The following is a 20,498-nucleotide window of genomic DNA, read 5'->3' as shown; positions in this document are numbered from 1 at the left end:
TTCCACCCGCCGTTCACTGTTGCCGCCGCTACCGTATTCGCGGGTAAACCCGCTCCTACACACAGATCGGTGGTAGACACATGTCGGGGGGGGACTCATTCCGTTGTGCGCGGTGGGCTGCGACGCAGCCCCAACAGGTGCAATGAAATACCTCACCCCGCCACCCGCACCACCCCCAGGTCAATCCCCAGATGCACCAGTTCGGCATGCGAACTGACCTGCAACTTGCTCTTGAGCAAGGTCAGGTGGTTGGACACGGTCTTGGCACTGATACACAACTGCTCGGCAATCACCCGCGCCGGGGTACCCTTGGCCAGCATCGTGAATATCTCCAGTTCGCGCTGGGTCATGCGCTGCAACCGCGGGTCACTGGTGCTTTGCTGTGACAAGCAAGCCAGCTGGGTGGCCAGGGGCTGCTCGATGTAGGCATGTCCGGCCAACACCCGTTGCACCGCCTCGATCAGCACCTCGGGCGCCGAGTTCTTGGTCAGGTAGCCCGAAGCCCCCGCATCCAGTGCCTGGCGCACCAGCGGCAGTTCGTCGTGCATGCTGAAAAACAGCACCCGCAACTGCGGCAGGCGCTGGCGCAGGCGGCGAGTGGTTTCCAGGCCACTGATACCAGGCAGGCCAAAGTCCATGATCACCAGGTTGGGCACCTGCTCCTGTACCCTGGCCAGCGCCTCTTCACCACTGGCGGCCTCACGTACCTGCACCAATGGCAGCACCGCCCGCAGCAAGCTGGCGTAGCCCTGGCGGACCACGGCGTGGTCATCGACCAACACGATATTCATCACACCTCCTCGGGAATGTTAAGGGCCAGCGCCCAGCCACCCCCCGGGCGGCTGAAAATGCGTAACTCGCCCCCAAGGCTGCGGGCGCGCTCGGCCATCGAGTGCAGGCCTACCCCTGGGCGCTGGGGCTGGTGGGCGCCGCAGCCGTTGTCGCGAATGAATAGGCGCAAGCCCTTGGTACTGCGCTGCAGGCGTACCCGCACCTGGCTGGCACCGGCATGCCGGGCGACGTTGGTCAGCGCCTCCTGCAACAAGCGGTACAAATGCGTTCTGCTCGGCCCAGTCAGCGCCGGCAAGTGCTCGCCAACCCGCAGCCGGCATTCGATACCCTGGCTGGCCTGCCACTGGCTCACCAACAGCCCGAAGGCCTCGGCCAGCGGCATGTAGTGCAGCGCCACCGGATACAAGTTGTGCACCAGCGCGCGAAAACCTTGCTGCAGGCGCTCGCAGTTGAGTTCAAGGGCCTGCGCCGTCTGCGTCACCACTTCTGGCTGTTCGGCCACCATACGCAGCAGGCATAGCTGGGCACGCATGCCTGCCAGGTATTGCCCCAGATCATCGTGCAGGGTCTGCGCCAGCTGGGTACGTTCCTGCTCCTGCACCGCCAGCAGGGCCTGGGTCAGCTGGGCATTGTCGGCCTGGGCCTGCTCCAGGGCTGCGGCCATGCGGTTGAAGTGTTTCGCCAACTGGCGCGCTTCCGGCAGGCCGGCTTCGCGCAGGCGTGCCGTCAATTGCCCGCCCGAGACCTGGTGCAAGGCGCCCAGCAGCTCATCCAGCAGGTTCATGGCCCGCCGTACCGCCCAGCGGATGGTCAACAGGCTAAGCAACAATGCCAGGCCACACACGCCAAGCAGTTGTTGCAGGGAGTCCCAGACTTCATCGATTTCATCCCGCGCATCCACGGCAATCAACACACGACGGCCATCACTCAAGTCCAGCAGCCGGCTGCTGTGGTAGCGCTCGCCGAACAACTGGCGGCCGAGCCAGGCATCCATACCAGCCTCTTGCGGCAGCCTTGGCACCTCACCCGCTGCCAGCCAATGCACCCGCACATGGCGCAGGCTCTTGGTTAAACCGGGCTGCAGGTTTACCGGGTCGCGTTCGGCGGTGTCGCCCAGGTACGCCACCACCGCTTCGGCTGACTGCAACTCACGCTCGACGTCAGCCACCGCCTGGTGCAACAGCACCCCGGCACAAGCCAGTGTCACCAAGGCGAAGCATAACGTGACCCAGAGGTTGACTCGCCACAGGGCCGACAAGTTGACAAGGCGCACAAGCGGTTCTCCTCAGGCCGTTGTGGACCATCGTAAAACTGCGGCCCCCGCACTGAATTACTACCTTGGTACCGGCCGAGCGCTACTTTCTGCATATTTCCCCCTCCCGGCGGGCTTCCTATGCTGGCGCCATCTGCCGTGGAGTGTGTTATGCGCCAGCCTGCCCACCTTGCCTTGACCTGCCTGCTGGCCTTGGCCGCAACGCTGGCTGCCCCCCTGGCGCCCGCCGCTCAGGGCCAGGCCGCAGCCCCGCTGCACATACGCATCGGCTACCTGGGCTATCGCCCCGCCGCTGGCCCGCTGCTGTCCAACGTCATCCCCGAACCCGGCGATGCCGGGCTACAAGGTGCCGAACTGGCCATTGCCGACAGCAACAGCACCGGACGTTTCCTGAAGCAGCAATTTCAGCTGACCAGCGCCAACGTCGACAGCCCCGAGGCCCTGCTGCAAGCCGCCAGGGCCCAGCATGAACAAGGCCTGCGCCTGTTCGTGGTGAATGCCCCGGCCGCCAGCCTGCGCGCGCTGTCTACCGCCCTGCCCGACAGCCTGTTGTTCAACGCCGGCAGCCCCGACGACAGCCTGCGCAGCAGCCAGTGCCTGGGCAATGTCCTGCACAGCCTGCCGAGCCGGGCCATGCTGGCCGATGCCTTGGCGCAGTTCCTGGTACTGCGCAAATGGCAACGGGCACTGCTGGTGGTCGGCCAGACCCCGGACGACCAGGCGTACGCCGCTGCCCTGCGCCGGTCGGTGAAGCGTTTTGGCGTGCAACTGGTTGCGGAAAAAACCTGGACCTTCGACAACGACCAGCGCCGCAGCGCCCAGGCCGAGATGCCGTTGTTCACCCAGACTGCCGAATACGACGTGGTGCTGGTGGCCGACGAGCGCGGTGACTTCGGCGAGTACCTGCCTTACCAGACGTGGTATCCGCGCCCGGTGGCCGGTACCCAGGGCCTGACCCCCACGGGCTGGCACAAGACGGTGGAAACCTTCGGGGCGGCGCAGTTGCAAAAACGCTTCGAGGCCCAGGCCGGGCGCTGGATGAATGACCGTGACTTCGCCGCCTGGATGGCTGTACGCAGTGTCGCCAGTGCGGCCAGCAAGCTGCGCCTGGCCGAACCTCGCGCGGTTCAGCAACTGCTGCTCAGCGAGCAGTTGCCGCTGGACGGCTTCAAGGGGCGCAAGCTCAGCTACCGCCCGTGGAACGGCGAACTGCGCCAGCCCATCCCGTTGGTTCAGCCCCGCGCCCTGGTCAGCACCTCGCCGCAGGAGGGCTTCCTGCATCCCTTCAACGAAATGGACAGCCTGGGCTATGACAAGCCCGAAGTGACGTGTAGCTACCCCTGACCCGACAACCACAACAATAAGGAATCCGCCATGCGCCGCCCCCTCTTCCACCGGGCCCTGATTTACCCCAGCCTGCTGTCGGGCGCCCTGGCGCTGGCCAGCAGTCACGCCATGGCTGCCACCGCCTGGGTCTCCAACGAGAAGGACAACAGCCTCAGCCTGATCGACATGCAAACGCTGGAAGTCACCGAAACCCTGCCGGTGGGCCAGCGCCCGCGTGGCTTGCTGCTGTCGCACGACAGCAAGCTGCTGTATATCTGCGCCAGCGATTCGGACCGGGTGCAGGTGATGGACGTGGCCACCCGCAAGATCATCAAGGAGCTGCCTTCCGGCAAGGACCCCGAGCAGTTCGCCCTGCACCCCAACGACCGCTGGCTGTATGTATCAAACGAGGACGATGCGCTGGTGACGGTGATCGACACCGTCACCGACAAGGTACTCGGGCAGATCGACGTTGGCATCGAACCCGAAGGCATGGCGGTCAGCCCTGACGGCAAGTGGGCGGTCAACACCAGCGAAACCACCAACATGCTGCACTGGATCGACACCAGCACCCAGACCCTGGCCGACAGCACGCTGGTCGACCAGCGCCCGCGCTTCGTCGAGTTCAGCAAAGACGGTTCGCACCTGTGGGCCTCGGCAGAGATCGGCGGCACGGTGACCATACTCGACGTGGCCACGCGCCAGGTGCTGAAAACCCTGAACTTCCAGATCAAGGGCGTGCACCCGGACAAAGTCCAGCCAGTGGGCATCAAGCTCAGCGCCGATGGCAAGTACGCCTTCGTCGCCTTGGGCCCGGCCAACCATGTGGCGGTAGTCGATGCCAAGACCTTTGATGTGCTCGACTACCTGCTGGTCGGGCGGCGGGTCTGGCAGTTGGCATTCACCCCGGACCAGCGCCAGTTGCTGGCCACCAACGGTGTCAGCGGTGACGTTTCGGTCATTGATGCAAAGAACCTCAAAGTGCTCAAGTCGGTGAAGGTCGGGCGCTACCCCTGGGGTGTGGTGGTGACACCATGAACGCCCTCGATGTCAGTGACGTGAGCTTTGCCTATGGCCAGCGCGAGGCACTCAGGCAGGTCGGTTTCAGCCTGGCACCCGGGCGCTTCGCCGCATTGCTGGGCCCCAATGGTGCCGGCAAGTCGACCCTGATCGCCCTGCTCACCCGCCTGTACGACCTGCAGCATGGCGACATCCGCGTGTGCGGCTGCTCGCTACGCAACGCTGCACGCCCGGCCTTGCGCCAGCTGGGCGTGGTGTTTCAGCAAAGCACCCTGGACCTGGACCTGAGCGTTGAACAGAACCTGCGTTACCACGCCGCCTTGCATGGCCTGTCGCGGCGCCAGAGCAACCTGCGGGTCGAAGCCGAACTGGCCCGCCAAGGCCTTGGTGAACGCCGGCGCGATCGTGTGCGAGAGCTGAACATCGGCCATCGGCGGCGGGTAGAAATTGCCCGCGCGCTGCTGCACGAACCGCGCCTGCTGCTGCTGGACGAAGCCAGCGTCGGCCTCGATCCGGCCAGCCGCCTGGCGCTTAACCAGCACCTGCGCCGGTTGTGCCGCGAGCAGCAGCTCAGTGTGCTGTGGGCCACTCACCTGCTGGACGAAGTGCAGCCCAGCGATGACCTGTTGATTCTGCATCAGGGGCGCCTGGTGGCCAGTGGCACCGCCGATGCGCTGAGCCTTGAGCACGGTGGTGACCTCGATCACGCCTTTGCCCGCCTGACCAACGCCCCCTCAGGAGCCAACGCCCGATGAACGCTTACTGGCAATGTTTCAACGGCATCATGCTGCGCGAATGGCTGCGCTTCGTGCTGCAGCGTACACGCCTGCTCAGCGCGCTGGTGCGCCCGCTGCTGTGGTTGCTGGTATTCGCTGCCGGCTTTCGCGCAGCGCTGGGCATTGCCATCATCGAGCCCTACGACACCTACATCCCCTACGAGGTGTACATCATCCCCGGCCTGGCCTGCATGATTCTGCTGTTCAACGGCATGCAGGGCTCACTGTCGATGGTTTACGACCGCGAGATGGGCAGCATGCGCGTGTTGCTGACCAGCCCGCTGCCACGCCCGTTCCTGCTGGGCAGCAAACTGCTGGCAACTTCATTGATTTCCCTGCTGCAAGTCTATGCCTTCCTCGCCATCGCCTGGTTATACGGGGTACAGCCACCGGCTGCGGGCTTGCTGATGGCCCTGCCGGCATTGCTACTGGTGGCCTTCATGCTCAGTGCCCTGGGGCTATTGCTGTCGAACGCCATCCGCCAGCTGGAGAACTTCGCCGGGGTGATGAACTTCGTGATCTTCCCGCTGTTCTTCCTGTCTTCGGCGTTGTACCCGCTGTGGAAAATGCGCGAGGCCAGTCAGTGGTTGTACTGGCTGTGTGCTGTGAATCCGTTCACCCATGCCGTAGAGCTGGTGCGGTTTGCGCTTTATGAGCGGCTGAATATGCTGGCGCTGGCGGTGTGCCTGGGCTTGACCGCATTGTTCACCCTGCTGGCGATCCTCACCTTCAACCCTCAGCATGCAGCGCTGCGCAAGCCGCGCTGAAAACCTGGCGTGCAACGCGTGTGGGAGCGGCCTTGTGTCGCGATTGGGCCGCAAAGCGGCCCCAGCAATCTATGCATGATGCCGAGATCCTGGGGCCGCTGCGCGGCCCTTTCGCGACGCAAGGCCGCTCCCACGCGGATCGCGCCAGCTTTCAGAAATTGAGCAAGACAGTTGCTCCCACACCTAGGGCGTCTCCATGCCTTCAGGCGCCCGGCCATCTACTACTTTAGTACTGCATTTACTGTCTATCGTCGCATTCACAAAGCACCGCCACTGGCATGTAATGAGTCCATAACAAAAAGGGAAAACCTCCATGCCACGTGCCCTGCCCCGGCTGCCACGCCCCTTGCTGGCGGTACTTTCGCTGAGCCTGACGCTAGGTATCGCCCAGGCTGACACGGCGCCGCTGTTCTCCGCCGACGGCTATCGCACCACGCACTATCGCAGCCCGACCCCGCAACAGGTCGAAGGCGGCCAGGTCGTCGACACCGCCACATTGCAAAGCCTGCTGGGCCAGACGCCCCGGCCGGTGCTGATCGACGTCTATCGCCGTCAATGGCTGCAAGGTCGCTTCATAGAAGACGAACCGCACAGCAACCTCCCCGGCAGCCTGTGGCTGGCCAACACCGGCGACGGCGCACTGAGCCCGGCATGGCAGGACTACTTCGTGCGTAACCTGCAAAAAGCCACCGCCGGGCACCCGGACCAACCACTGGTCTTTTATTGCCGCTCCGATTGCTGGTTAAGCTGGAACGCGGTAAAACGCGCGAAAGCCTTGGGCTATAACAACCTGTATTGGTACCGCGACGGCCTGGATGCCTGGCAGCAAGCCAACCTGCCATTGCAGCCGGCACAGCCGGTGCCGTTCCCCTGAAATGCCTGCGTAGGCGTGCCCCGCTCCATCCAATAAAAACAAGGTGAAAAGGCCATGTACAAAATTCTGATTGCCGACGATCACCCCCTGTTTCGCGAAGCCATTCACAACGTCATCAGCGACGGCTTCCAGGGCAGCGAGGTCATGGAGACCGCCGACCTTGAAAGCGCCCTGGCCCTGACCCAGGCGCATGACGACCTCGACCTGATCCTGCTCGACCTGAACATGCCCGGCATGCACGGCCTCAATGGCTTGATCACCTTGCGCAACGAGGCACCGACCACGCCGGTGGTCATCGTTTCGGCCGAGCAGGAAAAGCAGATCGTGCTGCAGGCCATTACCTACGGTGCCGTGGGCTTCATCACCAAGTCGTCGCCACGTTCACAGATGATCGAAGCGATCGAGCAGATCCTCAATGGCAATGTCTACCTGCCGCCAGACATCATCCGCGCGCAGAAAAGCAGTACCAGCCGGCGCCATAACGATGCCCCGAGCTTCCCGCCGGAAATGCTCCAGGCCCTGACCCGCAAGCAACTGCTGGTGCTCGAGCGCATGACCAAAGGCGAATCGAACAAGCAGATCGCCTACACGCTGGACATCGCCGAAACCACCGTCAAGGCCCACGTTTCGGCGATCTTGCGCAAGCTCAATGTGCACAACCGGGTACAAGCCATCCTCAGTGCCGGCGATATCGATTTTGCTGATTATCTGCGCCGTTGACCTGTTCCGGCCGCTTCGCGGGTCAACCCGCGAAGCGGCCAACCGCTATGCCACGCCACTGGCCAGCAGATGGCTCATCGCCGTCTTGAGCTTCATGGGCCGTACGGGCTTGTGCATCAGTGTGTGACCCAGCTCGCGGATCTGCTGCTTGAGATCGTTGCTGTAGTTGGCAGTGATCATCAGCGCCGGTAGCGGCTGGGCACGGCGGGCATTGATCCGCGCTACGGCGTCGACACCATTGCAGTCATTGTCCAGGTGGTAGTCGGCAATCAGCAGGTCGGCCTCGGCGTGGTAGTTGTCCACCTGACGCGCCAGGTCTTCCTCCGACAGCGCAGTGACCACCCGACAGCCCCAGCCTTCCAGCAAGGTGCGCATGCCCGCGCAAATCGCCGCGTCGTTATCCAGCACCCACACCCGCGCCCCGCGCAGGCGTTCGAGCATCGGCTCGCAGATCGCCTGGCTCGGCTGGGCTTTGGGTGCGGTGGCACTCAGCGGCACCTCGACAGCGAACACCGAGCCTTTGCCCAGCCATGACCGCACGCGGATCCGATGGCCGAGGATACCGGCGATTTTCTCCACGATCGCCAGGCCCAGGCCCAGCCCACGGTCCTGGTCCGGGCGCTGCACATCACCCCGCTTGAACTCCAGGAACATGTCTTCCAGGTGTTCTTCGGCAATGCCGATGCCGCTGTCCCAGACTTCAATCCGCACACCACCGCGCTGGCGCCGACACCCCAGCACCACGCGCCCGCTGCGGGTGTAGCGAATGGCATTGCTGAGCAGGTTGCGCAGGATGCGCGCCAGCAGCTGGATGTCACTGCGCACTACGGCAGAACACCCCACAAAGTGCAGCGCCAACCCTTCGCTACGCGCCACCTGGGCGTATTCGGCGGCCAGGTTTTCCATCAGTTCGCCGAGGGCGAACGGGGCGACATCGGCTTTGATCACGCCAGCATCGAGCTTGGAAATATCCACCAGCGTGCCCAACAGGTTTTCCACATCCTCCAGCGAATTGCTGACATTACGCACCAGGTGGGCAGCGTTCTGCGGCTCGTCGCGCTCGAGCAACGCGCTGGTGAACAGCCGCGCCGCGTTCAGCGGCTGCAACAGGTCATGGCTGACCGCAGCAAGGAACTTGGTTTTCGACAGGTTGGCCTGCTCGGCCTCGCGCTTGGCCTCGCGCAGACGCAACTCGGCCTGGCTGCGCTCTTCGATTTCGCGCAGCAACTGGTCGTTGAGGCTGGTCAGTTCGGCAGTGCGTTCACGTACCCGTTGCTCCAGATGCTGATAAGCCTGGTGCAACGCCTGCGCGGTGTTGCGGCGCTCGGTGATGTCGCGGATCAGCACGAAGATGCCCACCACCTCGCCACTGGCCAGGCGGTTCGGCACGTACGAGCGCAGCATGTAGCGTTCCTGGCCGTTGATATTGGTCTCGGCGAACTCGAACGTCACGCTCTCCCCTGCCAGTGCCCGCGCCACATAGCTTTCCAGGCGCTGGTAGTGCTGCTCGCTGTGGGCCGCGCGCAGGCTCTGGCCCAGCATCACGCCATGCGGCCAGCAATACCACTCTTCGTAAACCTTGTTGGTGAATTCGTAGACCAGATCGGCATTCAGGTAGGCGATCAGCGCCGGGACGTTGTCGGTAATCAGGCGAATCTGGTGCTGGTGGGCTGTCTCGGCCCGCTGCCGGGCCTCGCTGAGCAGGCGGTTGACGGCCTTGAGCTCGGCCATGGCCTGGTTCAGCGCATCGGTGCGTTCACGCACCTGCTCGGCCAGCACCACCGAATGCTGGAACGCGGCGTATGGGTCGTTGCCCCGGGTCACGCCCGACTCGATGCGCTCGATCAGTGCGTCATTGATGCGCTGCAGCTTGTGGTTCTGGTGCTGCAGCCGGGTCAGCTCGGCCTGCAGTTCAGCGACCGACAGGAGGCCGGTTGCGGGCAATGGCGACACCGGTAAAGGTCTGGTTGATGTGCATGCCATTGAACTGTTCTCCGTAGGTGTTGAAGCCAATCACCCGTTGCTCGCGCAGGAACGCGCCGACCGGCTCCAGGCCGTGATGGGCCTCCAGCTCCAGCCGCCGCAGGAAACAATCACAACCGATGGTCAGCAGCAACGGTCCGAGACGCTGGTGCAGGCCATCGAACAGCTGGTGCAGGTTCGGCAACAGCGGGCCCGGGGTCATGGCCGTAAGCACGATGCCGTTCTCCACCGCGCAGTAGAAGCTCAAGCTGAGGTCAGGATGCATTTGCTGGATCGCCCGCACGTAGTACTGATCATGAATGCGCACGGCCAGCGGGTGGGCGGCAAACACCCGGTGATCGAGCGCAGCCACGGGTACACCGATGTGGCGGGCATATTCCTCGGCCGCCGGCTCGGCATTCAGTTCGAAAACCCGGCGCTGGGCGCTGTCGGCACCGGTTACCACCAGCTTTTCCTGGCGCGGCAGGATGTGATGCGTGGTGAACACTTCGAAGTCGAGCCAGGTGTTGACCAGCACCACCACGGCTGCGCCGCTGTGGAATGTACCGCCGTAGTACACATGGGTGCGGTTCAGGTAGTTGTCGTCACCGGCCGAGCCGCCGAAGTGCGGGATATCCCCCAGCGCTGCGCTGAGAGCGGCAAGCACCATCTCCTCGCGGCTGGACAAGCCATCGAGCAGCGTGAGTGCAAAGCTGTGGCCCTTGATTGGCGCCAGGGTATTGCTGCGGCAGGTGCCAACCAGCCGCTCGACCATCTGTTGCGCGTCGATCAGGCTGAAGCGCTCCATTTCATCGATCAACGCGGTGGCGATCGAAAAGTGCCGGTGATCGAAGCCCACCGCCGTCACGCAATTACGGCCGTAGCCCAACGGTGTGATTTCACCGGCGCTGGTGCAGCCGACCAGGCGTATGCCGCCAAAGTCCTGTTCCAATGCTTCGCCCAAAGCCTGCAAGTCATATTCGGCGGAACAGAAGAACAGCACGAAACCCAAGTGCGGGTGCAGCAACTGCCGCGCCAGGTCCTGGGCGGCCAGCCGCGCGTCGGTCGCCTGAGACATGGCACTGACCACACCGTCGTTATGAGCCTGCTGCATCGTGGTCTCCGGCACGGGGTGGCTGAGCGATCAGTTTAAGGAGGTGGTGGCGGGTGACGAATGCTACTTGGGTAGCGGGTGGGCGGTTCCATGGGCGTAAAAGACCGCGTCAATCGGGGCCGCCTTGCGGCCCCGGGCGCTTACCAGGTCAATACCGCGCCCACCGCAAAGGTATCGGTGTCTTCGTTCTGCGCACGGGTGTCATGCCCGTCGATGGAAAACTGGTTGTACTCGGCCACCAGTTTCAGGTTGTCGTTGATGTCATGGAACAGCGCCACCCCCCGGGTCTCGTAGTCCGCACCGCTGCCAACCGCACCATTGCCATCGTCCTTGGTCTTGCCATAGGACAGCGCCACGCGGTTCTTGCCGAACTTGTACGAGCCCTGCAGCAGGTAGCCGTCACTGTCGACATTGCGCAAAACCGGTTCGCCGGCATTGTTGGTGAAGAACGGGTTGATGCCCTTGGCCTGGAACCCCGAGCCGGTCAGCGACCAGCCGCCCATCTTTGCCTGCACCCCGTAACCCACCCCCTTGGAAGTGATCGTTTCTACCGTGGAGTCAGTATTGTCCGAGGTCTGGTAACTGCCGTTGACCCAGCTGTAGATCTGCGCCCCACCCAGGTCGAACTGGTAGGTGATCTCGCTCTCGGTGCGTGGGTTTTCCTGATAGGCCTTTCCGGTCGGGCTGCTGTCGTTGGTGTCCACCGGGTCCATGATGCCCACCGCCACCCGCAGGCCCTCCATCACTGGCGTACGGTAGGTGATCTGCGAGGTAGGGAACGGGTATGGGTAACCGCTGCCAATGTTGCCGAACGACACTCCGCCGCCGTCCACCAGCCCCAGGGTGTCGCTGACCTGGCCATAACCGGCCAGCAGTTCGTCGAGCAGGATGTTGGAACGGGCGAACAGCCCGAAGTCCTTACCGATCAGCACCTCGCCCCACTCGGGGTTGGCCACCGTGCCGTAAAACTGGCGCACGTCGATAGCGGTGTCGGTGCCGTTGGTTTCACTGTCGTTGATGGTTACCCAGAACGAGGCACGCGCGCCGAGCTTCAGGTCATCCACCTGCTTGCCCATGTTGAAGCCGAGGTAGTTGGGCAAGAAGCCCATCTTCACCCGCGACTGGCGGCGGTCAAACTGCTCGCCCTCACGGTCGACCTCGCTGTTGACGTAGAAGGCGTTGATATAGCCATCGGTGGAAAACGTCGTCTGGTCCTTGTCGTACAGCATGATCTCGGCTTCGGCGACGCTGCTCAGGCCCAGCGCAGAAAAGCTGGCGATGGCGGCTGCGAGAACACGAGGCGGCAGGTGCTTATTGTTGTTGTGCATGGCGCGCTCCAAACGGGGACGGGATGTCGGAGGCGATTATCAGAAGTGGGCAAATTGCCAGAAACGCTGCTTTGGCGTGGGGTGGCGAGTGCTTTGGGGCGGGAGGGTGTGGCCCGATGATTTGGTCCCGGTACCTGCTTGGGTCCTGGTTCGAGACTTATGGCTCAGGTAGGAGTGGCAGGCGGGTATCAATACGATTGAATGAACCGGGGCCGCCTTGCGGCCCTTCGCGGGCTCGCCCGCTCCCACAATTTCAGGATATCCACGACCCCTGTGGGAGCGGGCGAGCCCGCGAAGGGCTGCAAAGCAGCCCCCATTACATTGTCTGAGCGGAATTTCCTGGCTTCAGGAAGCCAGCGCCTGCGAACGCTGGCAAGCAGGCATCTCATAGCGGTGCGGTTGCTGCCAGGCCAGCCGTGCCTGCACATCCACCACCGCATCCTTCACCTTCTGCGCCCAGTGCTCATCCTTCGGGCACACCACCACCACGCGGAAACCGTGGTCGACACCTTCCAGGCGCACGCCTTCGGAATCATCTACGTGCAGATCAATATCAAAAGCCGAAGGCAGCTTGGAGGGTGAATTTTCCAGCCCGCGCTGGGCCAGGATATGCTGGTGCCGATCGCTGTTGACCACACCATCGACATGAATGCCGTAAAGCATCAGCCACCGGCGGATGTAAGCCGGGGTGCGCCCCGACGAGGTGTAGATCCAGATGCTGCAGCCCTGGCGGCGCAGGTCGCGGATCAGTTCGCGGGTGCCGCTGCGCAGGGGCTCACCCAGCCAGCGATGGACGAAACCCGGCAGTTTGCTGTCCTCGGCGGCAGCGTGCTCGGGCAGGCAGGCCAGCGTGTCGTCGATATCGAACGAAATGCGTACCTGGCCACGCTTGAGCTTGCGTTCGATGGCTTGCCGCCCTCGTGCGAACAGTGATGAATGTTGCATCAGCGGCTCCCCTCACAGGTAGGCTCGGGCGTGCCGCTCAGGAAGAACTTGCCGGGCTCAGGCGCCTTCGCTTCCAGGAAAGCGGCGTACTTTTTCTTGATCTTGGGGAGTTCGTACAAAGCCTTGACACCGTGTTTGGCGGAGTTGCGTATGACCGAGGACGGGTTGAAGTAACCCTCGGCGTTGTCCAGTGACAGCACGAATGGCGGCAGCCCGGCACGCATCAGCAAGTAACTGACAATGAGCGAACCCGTGCGGTTGTTGCCTTCGATGAACAGCTGCGGCTTGCTGAGAATGCGTACATACACACCCGCCGCCCGCTTCCAGATCGAATCGCTGCGGTACGAGCAGTACCAGTTGTACAAATCCTTGATGCCACCTTCCACGTTGTTGAAAAAGTGCGCTTCGGTTGCCGCAAGGTGTGGGGCGAATTCCAGGCGACAGGCCGGATCGCTGCCGCATAGCACGGTGGCATTGATTTCCAGCATCAGGTTCAGCTGTTGCAGGTCGAACAGGTCGATACCGCGGGCGACATAGTCGTCAATCAGCGCATAGCCTTCAAGCACATTCAGCAGTACCTCGTCGGTAAACGGGTCCCGCGGTTCGGTGAAATGCTGGCTGAGTTCGGTAAAGCGGCCCTGCACCTCGCGCAGTGCGCGCTCTACCGCTGACAGATCAAGACGACGCGTCGCTCGCATTGGTAATCCCGGGTAACACTTTAACGGAAGGTAACGCGGCCGGGCGTTGCAACCTTCCTGGCTGCAACACCCGCCCACCTTGGGCTTGCAGGGCTCAGCTGAACTTGCCGCTGATGTAGTCGCTGGTCAGCTGCTCGCGCGGGTTCTGGAAAATCTGCGCGGTCGGGCCCATCTCGACCAGGTAGCCGGTGCGGGTGCCCTGGGAAATGTCGACCGAGAAGAAAGCGGTGGTGTCGGCCACACGAATCGCCTGCTGCATGTTATGGGTCACCAGGGCGATGGTGTAGTCCTTTTTCAGCTCGACCATCAGCTCTTCCACGCGGCGGGTGGCGATTGGGTCGAGTGCCGAGCAGGGCTCGTCCAGCAACAGCACTTCCGGCTCAGTGGCGATGGCACGGGCGATGCAAAGGCGCTGCTGCTGGCCACCGGACAGTGACAGCCCGCTGACCTTGAGCTTGTCCTTCACTTCGTCCCACAGGGCGGCGCCTTGCAAGGCGTGCTTCACGCGATCGCCCAAGTCGCCTTTGTAGCGGTTCAGGCGCAGGCCGAAGGCCACATTGTCGAAGATGCTCATCGAGAACGGGTTGGGCTGCTGGAACACCATGCCGATATAGCGGCGCACTACAACAGGGTCGACACCCTTGCCGTAGACATCCTGCCCAAGAAAGTGCACATGGCCTTCGAAACGGAAGCCCTTCACCAGGTCATTCATACGGTTCAAGCTACGCAGCACGGTACTCTTACCGCAGCCCGAAGGGCCGATGAAACCGGTGATCTCGTTTTTCCTGATCGGCACATGGCTGTCACGCACGGCCATGAAGTTACCGTAGAAAATCTTGTCGAGCTTGCAGTCCATGACGATGGGGGCTTCGCTGACCATGGGAGCGGCTCTTTGCGCAGTGGATACGTTCAAGTTGGATGCTCCCTTTCTCAATACTTGGGCTTGCCGAAGACTCGGCTCAAAATGTTGATGACCAGCACGATCATGACCAGCACCAGCGAGGCCGCCCAGGCGAGCTCCAGCTGGTTGTCGAACGGCATGCCGGAGAAGTTGTAGATCAGTACCGCAAGCGAGGCTGTGGGGTTCATCACCGCCAGGTCGCCGTCGTGGTAGATCCAGTAGTTGCTGAACAATGCGGTGAACAGCAGTGGCGCGGTTTCGCCAGCGGCGCGGGCCACGGCCAGCATCACCCCGGTAAGGATGGCCGGCAGGCCGGTGGGCAGGACGATCTTCCAGATCACCTGGGCACGGGTGCAGCCCATGCCGTAGGCAGCATCCTTCATGATCTTGGGCACCATCTTCATCGACTCTTCAGCGGTGAGCACCACGATCGGCAGCATCAGCACCGCCAGGGCCACGCCGCCTGCCGGTGCCGAGTAGGTGCCGGTGGTCATCACCACCAGGGCGTAGGCAAACACCCCGGCCAGAATCGATGGCAGGCCAGTGAGCATCTTGGCGGCAAAGCGCGCAGCGTTGGCCAGCTTGCTGTCGGGGCCGAGCTCGGCCAGGAACACCGCTGCCAGGATACCGACCGGCACAGCGATGGCGGCGGCAATGCCGACCATGACGAAGGTACCGGCCATGGCGTTACCGAAACCACCGCCCATCTCGAAGCCGGTCGGCGGCAGCTCGGTGAACACTTCCAGATTAAGGCGTGCCCCGCCGCGAGTGATCAGCATGTACAGCACGGAAATCAGCGGCACGCTGGCCACCAGTGCCGCAAACCATGCCAGGGTGGTCAATACCAGGCTGCGCAGGGCGCGGCCTTCCAGCTTGCGCTGCAGGCTGGGCAACGCGGCTACAGGGGTCGTCAGGTCAGTCATTGTTTGTTACCACGCTGGGCGTAGAGCATGATCATAGAGCCGAGGACGTTCACCAGCAGGGTGATGAACATCAGCACCAGTGCCGCGTACATCAGCACTTCGACCTCGTTCGGGCCGGCTTCCGGGAAGTTCAGCGCCAGCAGCGCCGCCAGGGTGTTGGCCGGTGCGAACAAGGACAGGGAAATGGTGTTGGCGTTGCCGACCAGCATGGCCAGCGCCATGGTTTCACCGAGTGCACGGCCAAGGCCCAGCACCAGCGAACCGAAGATGCCGGTAGCCGCCGAGGGCACCATCACCTTGAGGATGGCTTCCCAGTGGGTGGTACCCATGCCGTAGGCAGCCTGCTTGGTTTTCATCGGTACGCTGGTCAGCGCATCCTGGGAAACCGCCGCGATGGTCGGCAGGATCATGATCGCCAGCACCAGCGCCGCAGGCAGCAGGCCTGGGCCACTGAGGGAGGTGCCGAAAAACGGGATCCAGCCCAGCTCGCTGTTCAGCCAGGCGGTCAGCGGGCGAATCGCCGGGATGACCACATAGATGCCCCACAGGCCGTACACCACGCTGGGGATGGCGGCGAGCAACTCGACGATGGTGCGAAACACCGCGGCAAGCTTGGCCGGAAGGAAATCCTGGGTCAGGAAAATGGCCATGCTGACGCCGAAGAAACCGGCGATCAACAGGGCGATCAAGGCACTGTAAAGCGTACCCCAGATCGCTGGCAGAATACCGTACTTGCCTTGGTTAACGTCCCAGACGCTGCCGAACAACACGTCAAAACCGTGCTTTTCAATGCCGGGCAGTGCCTTGCGGCCGACTTCGTAGACCAGCGCGAAGACCAGCGCCAGCACCAGCACCACGCCAATGCGCGCAAGCGCACGGAAGGTGCGATCGACCAGGAAGTCTTTCGCAGACGGTGGCTGGCACGCGGAGTCGGGGTTATCCGGTATGGCAAAAGGAGTGTTCATTGGCGAGTTCCGGGACAAGGGACAAACACCCCCGGCACGGCTTCATGCCGATACCGGGAGCGCCTGGGTATTACTGGATGTTGGCGGACGCTTTACGCACCTGGTCGACTACCGACGGCGGCAGCGGGATGTAACCCATCGAGTCGGCGATGGTCTGGCCTTTGGTCAGGCTGTACTCGACCATTTCACGCATGGCCTTGGCTTTTTCCGGGTTGCCGTTGTCCTTGCGGAAAATCATCCAGGTGTAGGAAGTGATCGGGTAGGACTTGGCACCGTCCGGGTCAGGCAGCCAGGCCACCAGGTTTTCCGGCATGTTCACCGCTGCCAGTGCTTCGGCACCGCTCTCGGCATTCGGCACGACGTATTGGCCAGCCTTGTTCTGCAACACGGCGAAATCGACCTTGGCCAGCTTGGCGAAGCCGTACTCGATGTAGCCGATGGCGCCCGGGGTCTGGCGGACGGTGGCGGTTACGCCGTCGTTCTTCGGCGACTTGATGAACTTGTCGGTGGCCGGCCAGTTGACGGTGTTGCCTTCGCCCAGCCCTTGCTTGAAGTCAGCGTTGATGGCCGACAGGTGCTTGGTGAAGACGGCAGTGGTGCCGCTGGAGTCGGCACGCACGACCACGGTGATCGGGGTGGCAGGCAGCTTCAGGTCAGGGTTGGCCGCCGCGATTTGCGGGTCGTTCCACTGGGTGATCTTGCCGAGGAAGATATTGGAGTAGACGTCGCGCGGCAGCTTCAGCCCTTTAGGGTTGCCCGGCAGGTTGTAAGCCAGGACGATTTCACCGGCTGTCATTGGCAGCAACTGCACGCCTTCGCCAACCTTGGCAATGTCTGCTTCGCTCATGGCCGAGTCACTGGCGGCGAAGTCGACAGTCTTGTTCAGGAAGTCCTGAACGCCCGCACCGCTGCCCTTGGACTGGTAATCGACGGTGACGCCAGCCGTGTTCTTGCTGAAGTCCTTGAACCAGGTCAGGTAGATCGGTGCAGGGAAGCTGGCGCCCGAACCGGTCAAGCGGACGTTTTCTGCAGCAAAGGCTGCCGAGGTGGCGCAAAGGGAAACCGCAACGGCGAGTGCAGCAGACTTCATCAGGCGTTTCATCAAAAAGTGCTCCGTGTGATGGCCAGCACACTTTGCATCAGCTGTGTTACAACTTTGTGACTGTTGAATGGCAAGCCGCGCGGTAGAGCTTTTTGCCTGTGCCATCAGCCGCTGAGCCGGAACCCTGAAACGGTTCCAGCCTCATCGCAAACGCTTGAATGTGGCGATAGACCCTGCAAAGCAGCACAAGGAACAAGAACCGGGCCACTGCAGGCGATCAACCAATACTGGCGAGATCTGCATCACCGGCATCCCCACAGCGGTTGCGGCATGCACATTCGAACTCGGCTTGGGCACGGGTGGAAAAGTTCAGGCTCAGACGCATCTTGTCTTGCGTGTCATAGAGGTCATACCCCTCCCCCAGTGCGGCGGGAAAGCCAAGCCGCCGAGGATAAGCCTCTTTCTTGGGTGGCACTGCGGGAACCACAACGAAGCGTGTTTGCATGATCATCCCCTTCGGCAGTGCTTAAGTATTAGTACTGCTATGTGAAAGCATCAAGATGACTCATGCAATATTTTGGGTCAGTCGCCTATTTTCGCTGCGATGAGTGAGCAGAAGCCCAGCAGGCAGATGACCCCAATGCCATAGAACAACGTTCTCCATGGCTGCAGGCCCCGCAGATAGGCCAGCGTGTGCAGGACCCTGGCAACCGTGAACACCGTACTCAGCCACAGCACCGGCAGCGTGGCTGCCTCCAGCGCGACAGCCAGCCCGCCGAGGGCAAAGAACATGGGGATGTTCTCCAGATCGTTGGCCCATACCTTGGCAGCACGTATCACCTGCGGGCGTTCAACGGCCTGGGCGACGCGCCTGAACACGGCAGCGTCCTCCGGGTTGGTGAACGCGACGAAGCGCAAGCGGTGATAGCCCTGATAGCAGGAAACCAGGAACATCTTGAGGGACAGCACCACCACGCACAGCGCATAGACCTGCAGAGCACCGCTCATGGCTGGCACCCCTCGGCAACGCCTCTGGTCACCAGGTTACGCAAGCCCATAGGGCTCTCCTTGATAGGGTTTACCGGCACAGTAGTGATAGGGTTGCTTGCACTCAATGACCCGTGAGGTCATGGACATTGCACTCAAGGACGATCAGGGCAACGCATGAATCATCATCTGTTCCATCGCAGCACCCCTGCCCCGCACATCTCAGCGGGCCAGCATCTTCGCGAACTGCGCCGTCAGGCCAACCTCAGCCAGCTGGAACTGGCGCTGCTGACAGGGCTGTCGCAGCGTCATCTGAGCTGTGTGGAAACAGGACGCGCCAAAGCCAGCCCAGGCACCTTGCATGCCCTCCTGTCGGCCCTGGATACGCCGTTGGAGCGGTGCAATGAAGTGTTCGTTGCTGCTGGATACGCGCCCCGCTATGCCGCCACGCCACTCGATGCGCCTGAACTGGCCTTGGTGAATACTGCCATCGAGCATATTCTGCAGGTGAACAACCCCGCTCCGGCGATCGTCATCGACAGCAGCTGGGACGTCATCGCCGCCAACACCAGTACCGGGCTGCTGCTGGCGATGGCCGGTGTCAGCGCACAGCCGGCGACCGGCCTCAACCTGCTGCAGACACTGCTGTGCCCCGGTGGTCTGGGTGATCACCTGGCCAACGCGCCGGAAATCCGCGCTGCAGCCTGGCACCGCGCATCCAGGGAGGCCGCAGGCAATCCGGCACTGGCAGCGCACTTGCGCGACTTGCCGGCCCCGGCAAGCCCGTGCCAGATGGCGACAGCCACCCCCTTGTTGCTGACCCGCGTGAACACCCCGTATGGCGAGCTGAGGTTCCTGTCCACGTTCACCACCTTCGGTATGCCGCTGGATGTCACCGTGCAATCACTGCGCATCGAACACCTGATCCCCGCCGACGCACAGACCCGGCAAAGAATGCAGGCAGCGTTCGAGCAATGGTCGGCCGTTACTGCCTGAACGTCAGGGTCTGGCTGCGCCTGGTTGCGTGCTGTTGCCGGCATGATCCGCCGCCGCACCGACACTCCATTGACCCAAATCAAGCCCTCGCGCCGGGTTCGCGCGACGATGGCTGCACGCAAGGAACGACTCAAGTACCGCCAGGCGCACTGTGCTCAAGGTTTACCGCTTGATCACGGTGCGCAACCTTGGACAAGGAGCCCCACATGAACCCGCTGAAACACATACTGGTTGCCACCGACCTTTCCCCACACGCCCGCAACGCAGCTGAGCGCGCTGCCTACCTGAGCGATGCGCAGCAGGCCTCGCTGGACCTGCTCTACGTTGCCAACCCGGCACCCTTCGAGCGCCTCAAACAGTTGATGACGCCTGATGACGACCTGTTGAAACGCGTACTGGAGAGCGCAGGCGAAAAAACCCGCGCACTGGCAGCCATGCTGTTCCAGCGCTACGGCATCTCCGCTGGCGTGCAGGTTGCCAGCGGCTCGGTGATCACGGAGATCAACCGGGTGGCGCAGGACAAGCACAGCGACCTGCTGGTGTGTGGCGCCAGGGGCCAGAGCGTGGCGCGGCGCCTGCTGCTGGGGTCAACCGTGCAGAAAATGCTCAACCACATGCCCTGCCCTTTGCTCGTGGTCAAGCCGGCCCCGCGTGATGCCTACCGCACCGTGCTGGTGCCAGTCGATTTTTCGCCCGTTTCACTGCGCGCCATCAAACTGGCCAAGGCCCTTGCCCCGCAAGCAGAGATCATTCTGCTGCATGTGTACGAAGCGCCATTCGAAGCCAGCGTGCGCTTCGCCCATATCGACCACGGCACCCTCACCCAGTACCGCAATGTCATCCGCAAGGATGCAGAAGCACAACTCGCGGCGTTGAGTGAGGCTGCCGGCATGGCCGATGCACGGCAGGTCCTGGTGCACGGTAACCCGGGCTGGTGCATTGTCGAGCAGGAGCAGGAGCTGGAGTGCGACCTGATTGTGGTCGGCAAGCAGGGGGCAAGCGCGCTGGAGGAGCTGCTGGTGGGCAGCGTCACCAAGCATGTGCTGAACGAATCACTGTGTGATGTGCTGGTGGCGCCATAGGCGGCAT

21 protein-coding genes are annotated in these 20,498 nt (G+C 62.6%); 8 read left to right on the top strand and 13 right to left on the bottom strand.

The features are described from left to right. Positions 1–152: 152 nt before the first annotated feature. Both ACF8EF_RS12940 and ACF8EF_RS12935 read right to left on the bottom strand, forming a co-directional pair. Positions 153–791 carry a response regulator transcription factor gene (locus ACF8EF_RS12940; RefSeq protein WP_003254098.1) on the bottom strand — a complete coding sequence of 213 codons (639 nt, stop codon included), beginning with the start codon at positions 789–791 and terminating at the stop codon, positions 153–155. Next, complete coding sequence (locus ACF8EF_RS12935) at positions 791–2,065, bottom strand: histidine kinase (protein WP_176684110.1); 1,275 nt, start codon at positions 2,063–2,065, stop codon at positions 791–793. The genes ACF8EF_RS12940 and ACF8EF_RS12935 overlap by 1 nt, the downstream gene beginning before the upstream one ends. Before the next feature lie 150 nt (positions 2,066–2,215). Here ACF8EF_RS12935 and ACF8EF_RS12930 point away from each other — a divergent pair, with 150 nt between their 5' ends. The 6 genes from ACF8EF_RS12930 to ACF8EF_RS12905 all read left to right on the top strand — a co-directional run bounded on the left by ACF8EF_RS12930 (position 2,216) and on the right by ACF8EF_RS12905 (position 7,548). After that, positions 2,216–3,409 (top strand): ABC transporter substrate-binding protein, encoded by a 1,194-nt coding sequence (locus tag ACF8EF_RS12930; RefSeq protein ID WP_392461245.1) that lies wholly within the window; start codon positions 2,216–2,218, stop codon positions 3,407–3,409. Positions 3,410–3,439: 30 nt separating this feature from the next. Continuing rightward, positions 3,440–4,429, top strand: a complete 990-nt coding sequence (locus ACF8EF_RS12925; RefSeq protein WP_209966628.1) for a YVTN family beta-propeller repeat protein — start codon at positions 3,440–3,442, stop codon at positions 4,427–4,429. Next, a complete protein-coding gene (locus ACF8EF_RS12920; RefSeq protein ID WP_129932255.1) occupies positions 4,426–5,166 on the top strand; it encodes an ABC transporter ATP-binding protein in 741 nt (246 codons plus the stop codon). Before ACF8EF_RS12925 ends, ACF8EF_RS12920 begins: the two co-directional genes overlap by 4 nt. After that, complete coding sequence (locus ACF8EF_RS12915) at positions 5,163–5,954, top strand: ABC transporter permease (RefSeq protein WP_392461244.1); 792 nt, start codon at positions 5,163–5,165, stop codon at positions 5,952–5,954. The genes ACF8EF_RS12920 and ACF8EF_RS12915 overlap by 4 nt, the downstream gene beginning before the upstream one ends. Before the next feature lie 313 nt (positions 5,955–6,267). Continuing rightward, positions 6,268–6,828 (top strand): PQQ-dependent catabolism-associated CXXCW motif protein, encoded by a 561-nt coding sequence (locus ACF8EF_RS12910; protein ID WP_176684113.1) that lies wholly within the window; start codon positions 6,268–6,270, stop codon positions 6,826–6,828. Between the two features lie 54 nt (positions 6,829–6,882). Next, complete coding sequence (locus ACF8EF_RS12905; RefSeq protein WP_003254108.1) at positions 6,883–7,548, top strand: response regulator transcription factor; 666 nt, start codon at positions 6,883–6,885, stop codon at positions 7,546–7,548. Between the two features lie 45 nt (positions 7,549–7,593). On the opposite strand, the gene ACF8EF_RS12900 is transcribed toward ACF8EF_RS12905, so the two are convergent. The 11 genes from ACF8EF_RS12900 to ACF8EF_RS12850 all read right to left on the bottom strand — a co-directional run bounded on the left by ACF8EF_RS12900 (position 7,594) and on the right by ACF8EF_RS12850 (position 18,434). Continuing rightward, complete coding sequence (locus ACF8EF_RS12900; RefSeq protein ID WP_392461243.1) at positions 7,594–9,492, bottom strand: NahK/ErcS family hybrid sensor histidine kinase/response regulator; 1,899 nt, start codon at positions 9,490–9,492, stop codon at positions 7,594–7,596. Beyond that, entirely contained in the window at positions 9,461–10,624 is a 1,164-nt protein-coding gene (gene nosP / locus ACF8EF_RS12895) for a nitric oxide-sensing protein NosP (protein WP_392461242.1), read from the bottom strand. The genes ACF8EF_RS12900 and nosP overlap by 32 nt, the downstream gene beginning before the upstream one ends. Before the next feature lie 140 nt (positions 10,625–10,764). Continuing rightward, positions 10,765–11,952, bottom strand: a complete 1,188-nt coding sequence (locus ACF8EF_RS12890; protein ID WP_392461241.1) for a porin — start codon at positions 11,950–11,952, stop codon at positions 10,765–10,767. Positions 11,953–12,297: 345 nt separating this feature from the next. Continuing rightward, complete coding sequence (locus ACF8EF_RS12885) at positions 12,298–12,897, bottom strand: hypothetical protein (RefSeq protein ID WP_021784016.1); 600 nt, start codon at positions 12,895–12,897, stop codon at positions 12,298–12,300. After that, positions 12,897–13,595, bottom strand: coding sequence for a hypothetical protein (locus ACF8EF_RS12880; RefSeq protein ID WP_392461240.1), 699 nt, complete (start codon positions 13,593–13,595; stop codon positions 12,897–12,899). The genes ACF8EF_RS12885 and ACF8EF_RS12880 overlap by 1 nt, the downstream gene beginning before the upstream one ends. Before the next feature lie 94 nt (positions 13,596–13,689). Further along, positions 13,690–14,475, bottom strand: coding sequence for a phosphate ABC transporter ATP-binding protein PstB (pstB, locus tag ACF8EF_RS12875; protein WP_003254117.1), 786 nt, complete (start codon positions 14,473–14,475; stop codon positions 13,690–13,692). Positions 14,476–14,525: 50 nt separating this feature from the next. After that, on the bottom strand, positions 14,526–15,419 hold the full coding sequence (pstA, locus tag ACF8EF_RS12870) for a phosphate ABC transporter permease PstA (RefSeq protein ID WP_003254119.1): 894 nt from the start codon (positions 15,417–15,419) through the stop codon (positions 14,526–14,528). Further along, positions 15,416–16,384: a phosphate ABC transporter permease subunit PstC gene (gene pstC, locus ACF8EF_RS12865; RefSeq protein WP_004574212.1), complete on the bottom strand. Its 969-nt coding sequence runs from the start codon at positions 16,382–16,384 to the stop codon at positions 15,416–15,418. Before pstC ends, pstA begins: the two co-directional genes overlap by 4 nt. 70 nt (positions 16,385–16,454) lie before the next feature. Then, positions 16,455–17,486, bottom strand: coding sequence for a phosphate ABC transporter substrate-binding protein PstS (pstS, locus tag ACF8EF_RS12860; RefSeq protein ID WP_176684119.1), 1,032 nt, complete (start codon positions 17,484–17,486; stop codon positions 16,455–16,457). Positions 17,487–17,703: 217 nt separating this feature from the next. Further along, a complete protein-coding gene (locus ACF8EF_RS12855; protein WP_176684120.1) occupies positions 17,704–17,937 on the bottom strand; it encodes a hypothetical protein in 234 nt (77 codons plus the stop codon). Positions 17,938–18,008: 71 nt separating this feature from the next. Continuing rightward, on the bottom strand, positions 18,009–18,434 hold the full coding sequence (locus ACF8EF_RS12850) for an MAPEG family protein (protein ID WP_176684121.1): 426 nt from the start codon (positions 18,432–18,434) through the stop codon (positions 18,009–18,011). 156 nt (positions 18,435–18,590) lie between these two features. On the opposite strand from ACF8EF_RS12850, the gene ACF8EF_RS12845 reads away from it, so the two are divergent. Together ACF8EF_RS12845 and ACF8EF_RS12840 are read left to right on the top strand one after the other, a co-directional pair. Beyond that, complete coding sequence (locus ACF8EF_RS12845; RefSeq protein ID WP_392461239.1) at positions 18,591–19,409, top strand: helix-turn-helix domain-containing protein; 819 nt, start codon at positions 18,591–18,593, stop codon at positions 19,407–19,409. A gap of 206 nt (positions 19,410–19,615) precedes the next feature. Further along, positions 19,616–20,491: a universal stress protein gene (locus ACF8EF_RS12840; RefSeq protein ID WP_392461238.1), complete on the top strand. Its 876-nt coding sequence runs from the start codon at positions 19,616–19,618 to the stop codon at positions 20,489–20,491. The last annotated feature ends 7 nt before the right edge of the window (positions 20,492–20,498 follow it).

It is taken from the genome of Pseudomonas sp. zjy_15 (assembly GCF_043101865.1).
Taxonomy (GTDB): Bacteria; Pseudomonadota; Gammaproteobacteria; order Pseudomonadales; family Pseudomonadaceae; genus Aquipseudomonas; species Aquipseudomonas putida_Y.
The sequence above is the reverse complement of the archived record's forward strand: the minus strand, read 5'-3'. Positions and strand labels throughout refer to the sequence as shown.

Coding starts and splice junctions, on each gene's coding strand:
- ACF8EF_RS12940 (WP_003254098.1), bottom strand. CDS start 791: ATGAATATCGTGTTGGTCGATGACCACGCCGTGGTCCGCCAGGGCTAC.
- pstC (WP_004574212.1), bottom strand. CDS start 16,384: ATGAACACTCCTTTTGCCATACCGGATAACCCCGACTCCGCGTGCCAG.
- ACF8EF_RS12845 (WP_392461239.1), top strand. CDS start 18,591: ATGAATCATCATCTGTTCCATCGCAGCACCCCTGCCCCGCACATCTCA.
- ACF8EF_RS12910 (WP_176684113.1), top strand. CDS start 6,268: ATGCCACGTGCCCTGCCCCGGCTGCCACGCCCCTTGCTGGCGGTACTT.
- ACF8EF_RS12885 (WP_021784016.1), bottom strand. CDS start 12,897: ATGCAACATTCATCACTGTTCGCACGAGGGCGGCAAGCCATCGAACGC.
- ACF8EF_RS12850 (WP_176684121.1), bottom strand. CDS start 18,434: ATGAGCGGTGCTCTGCAGGTCTATGCGCTGTGCGTGGTGGTGCTGTCC.
- ACF8EF_RS12905 (WP_003254108.1), top strand. CDS start 6,883: ATGTACAAAATTCTGATTGCCGACGATCACCCCCTGTTTCGCGAAGCC.
- pstA (WP_003254119.1), bottom strand. CDS start 15,419: ATGACTGACCTGACGACCCCTGTAGCCGCGTTGCCCAGCCTGCAGCGC.
- ACF8EF_RS12920 (WP_129932255.1), top strand. CDS start 4,426: ATGAACGCCCTCGATGTCAGTGACGTGAGCTTTGCCTATGGCCAGCGC.
- ACF8EF_RS12840 (WP_392461238.1), top strand. CDS start 19,616: ATGAACCCGCTGAAACACATACTGGTTGCCACCGACCTTTCCCCACAC.
- pstB (WP_003254117.1), bottom strand. CDS start 14,475: ATGGTCAGCGAAGCCCCCATCGTCATGGACTGCAAGCTCGACAAGATT.
- ACF8EF_RS12880 (WP_392461240.1), bottom strand. CDS start 13,595: ATGCGAGCGACGCGTCGTCTTGATCTGTCAGCGGTAGAGCGCGCACTG.
- ACF8EF_RS12930 (WP_392461245.1), top strand. CDS start 2,216: ATGCGCCAGCCTGCCCACCTTGCCTTGACCTGCCTGCTGGCCTTGGCC.
- ACF8EF_RS12925 (WP_209966628.1), top strand. CDS start 3,440: ATGCGCCGCCCCCTCTTCCACCGGGCCCTGATTTACCCCAGCCTGCTG.
- ACF8EF_RS12890 (WP_392461241.1), bottom strand. CDS start 11,952: ATGCACAACAACAATAAGCACCTGCCGCCTCGTGTTCTCGCAGCCGCC.
- ACF8EF_RS12855 (WP_176684120.1), bottom strand. CDS start 17,937: ATGATCATGCAAACACGCTTCGTTGTGGTTCCCGCAGTGCCACCCAAG.
- nosP (WP_392461242.1), bottom strand. CDS start 10,624: ATGCAGCAGGCTCATAACGACGGTGTGGTCAGTGCCATGTCTCAGGCG.
- pstS (WP_176684119.1), bottom strand. CDS start 17,486: ATGAAACGCCTGATGAAGTCTGCTGCACTCGCCGTTGCGGTTTCCCTT.
- ACF8EF_RS12915 (WP_392461244.1), top strand. CDS start 5,163: ATGAACGCTTACTGGCAATGTTTCAACGGCATCATGCTGCGCGAATGG.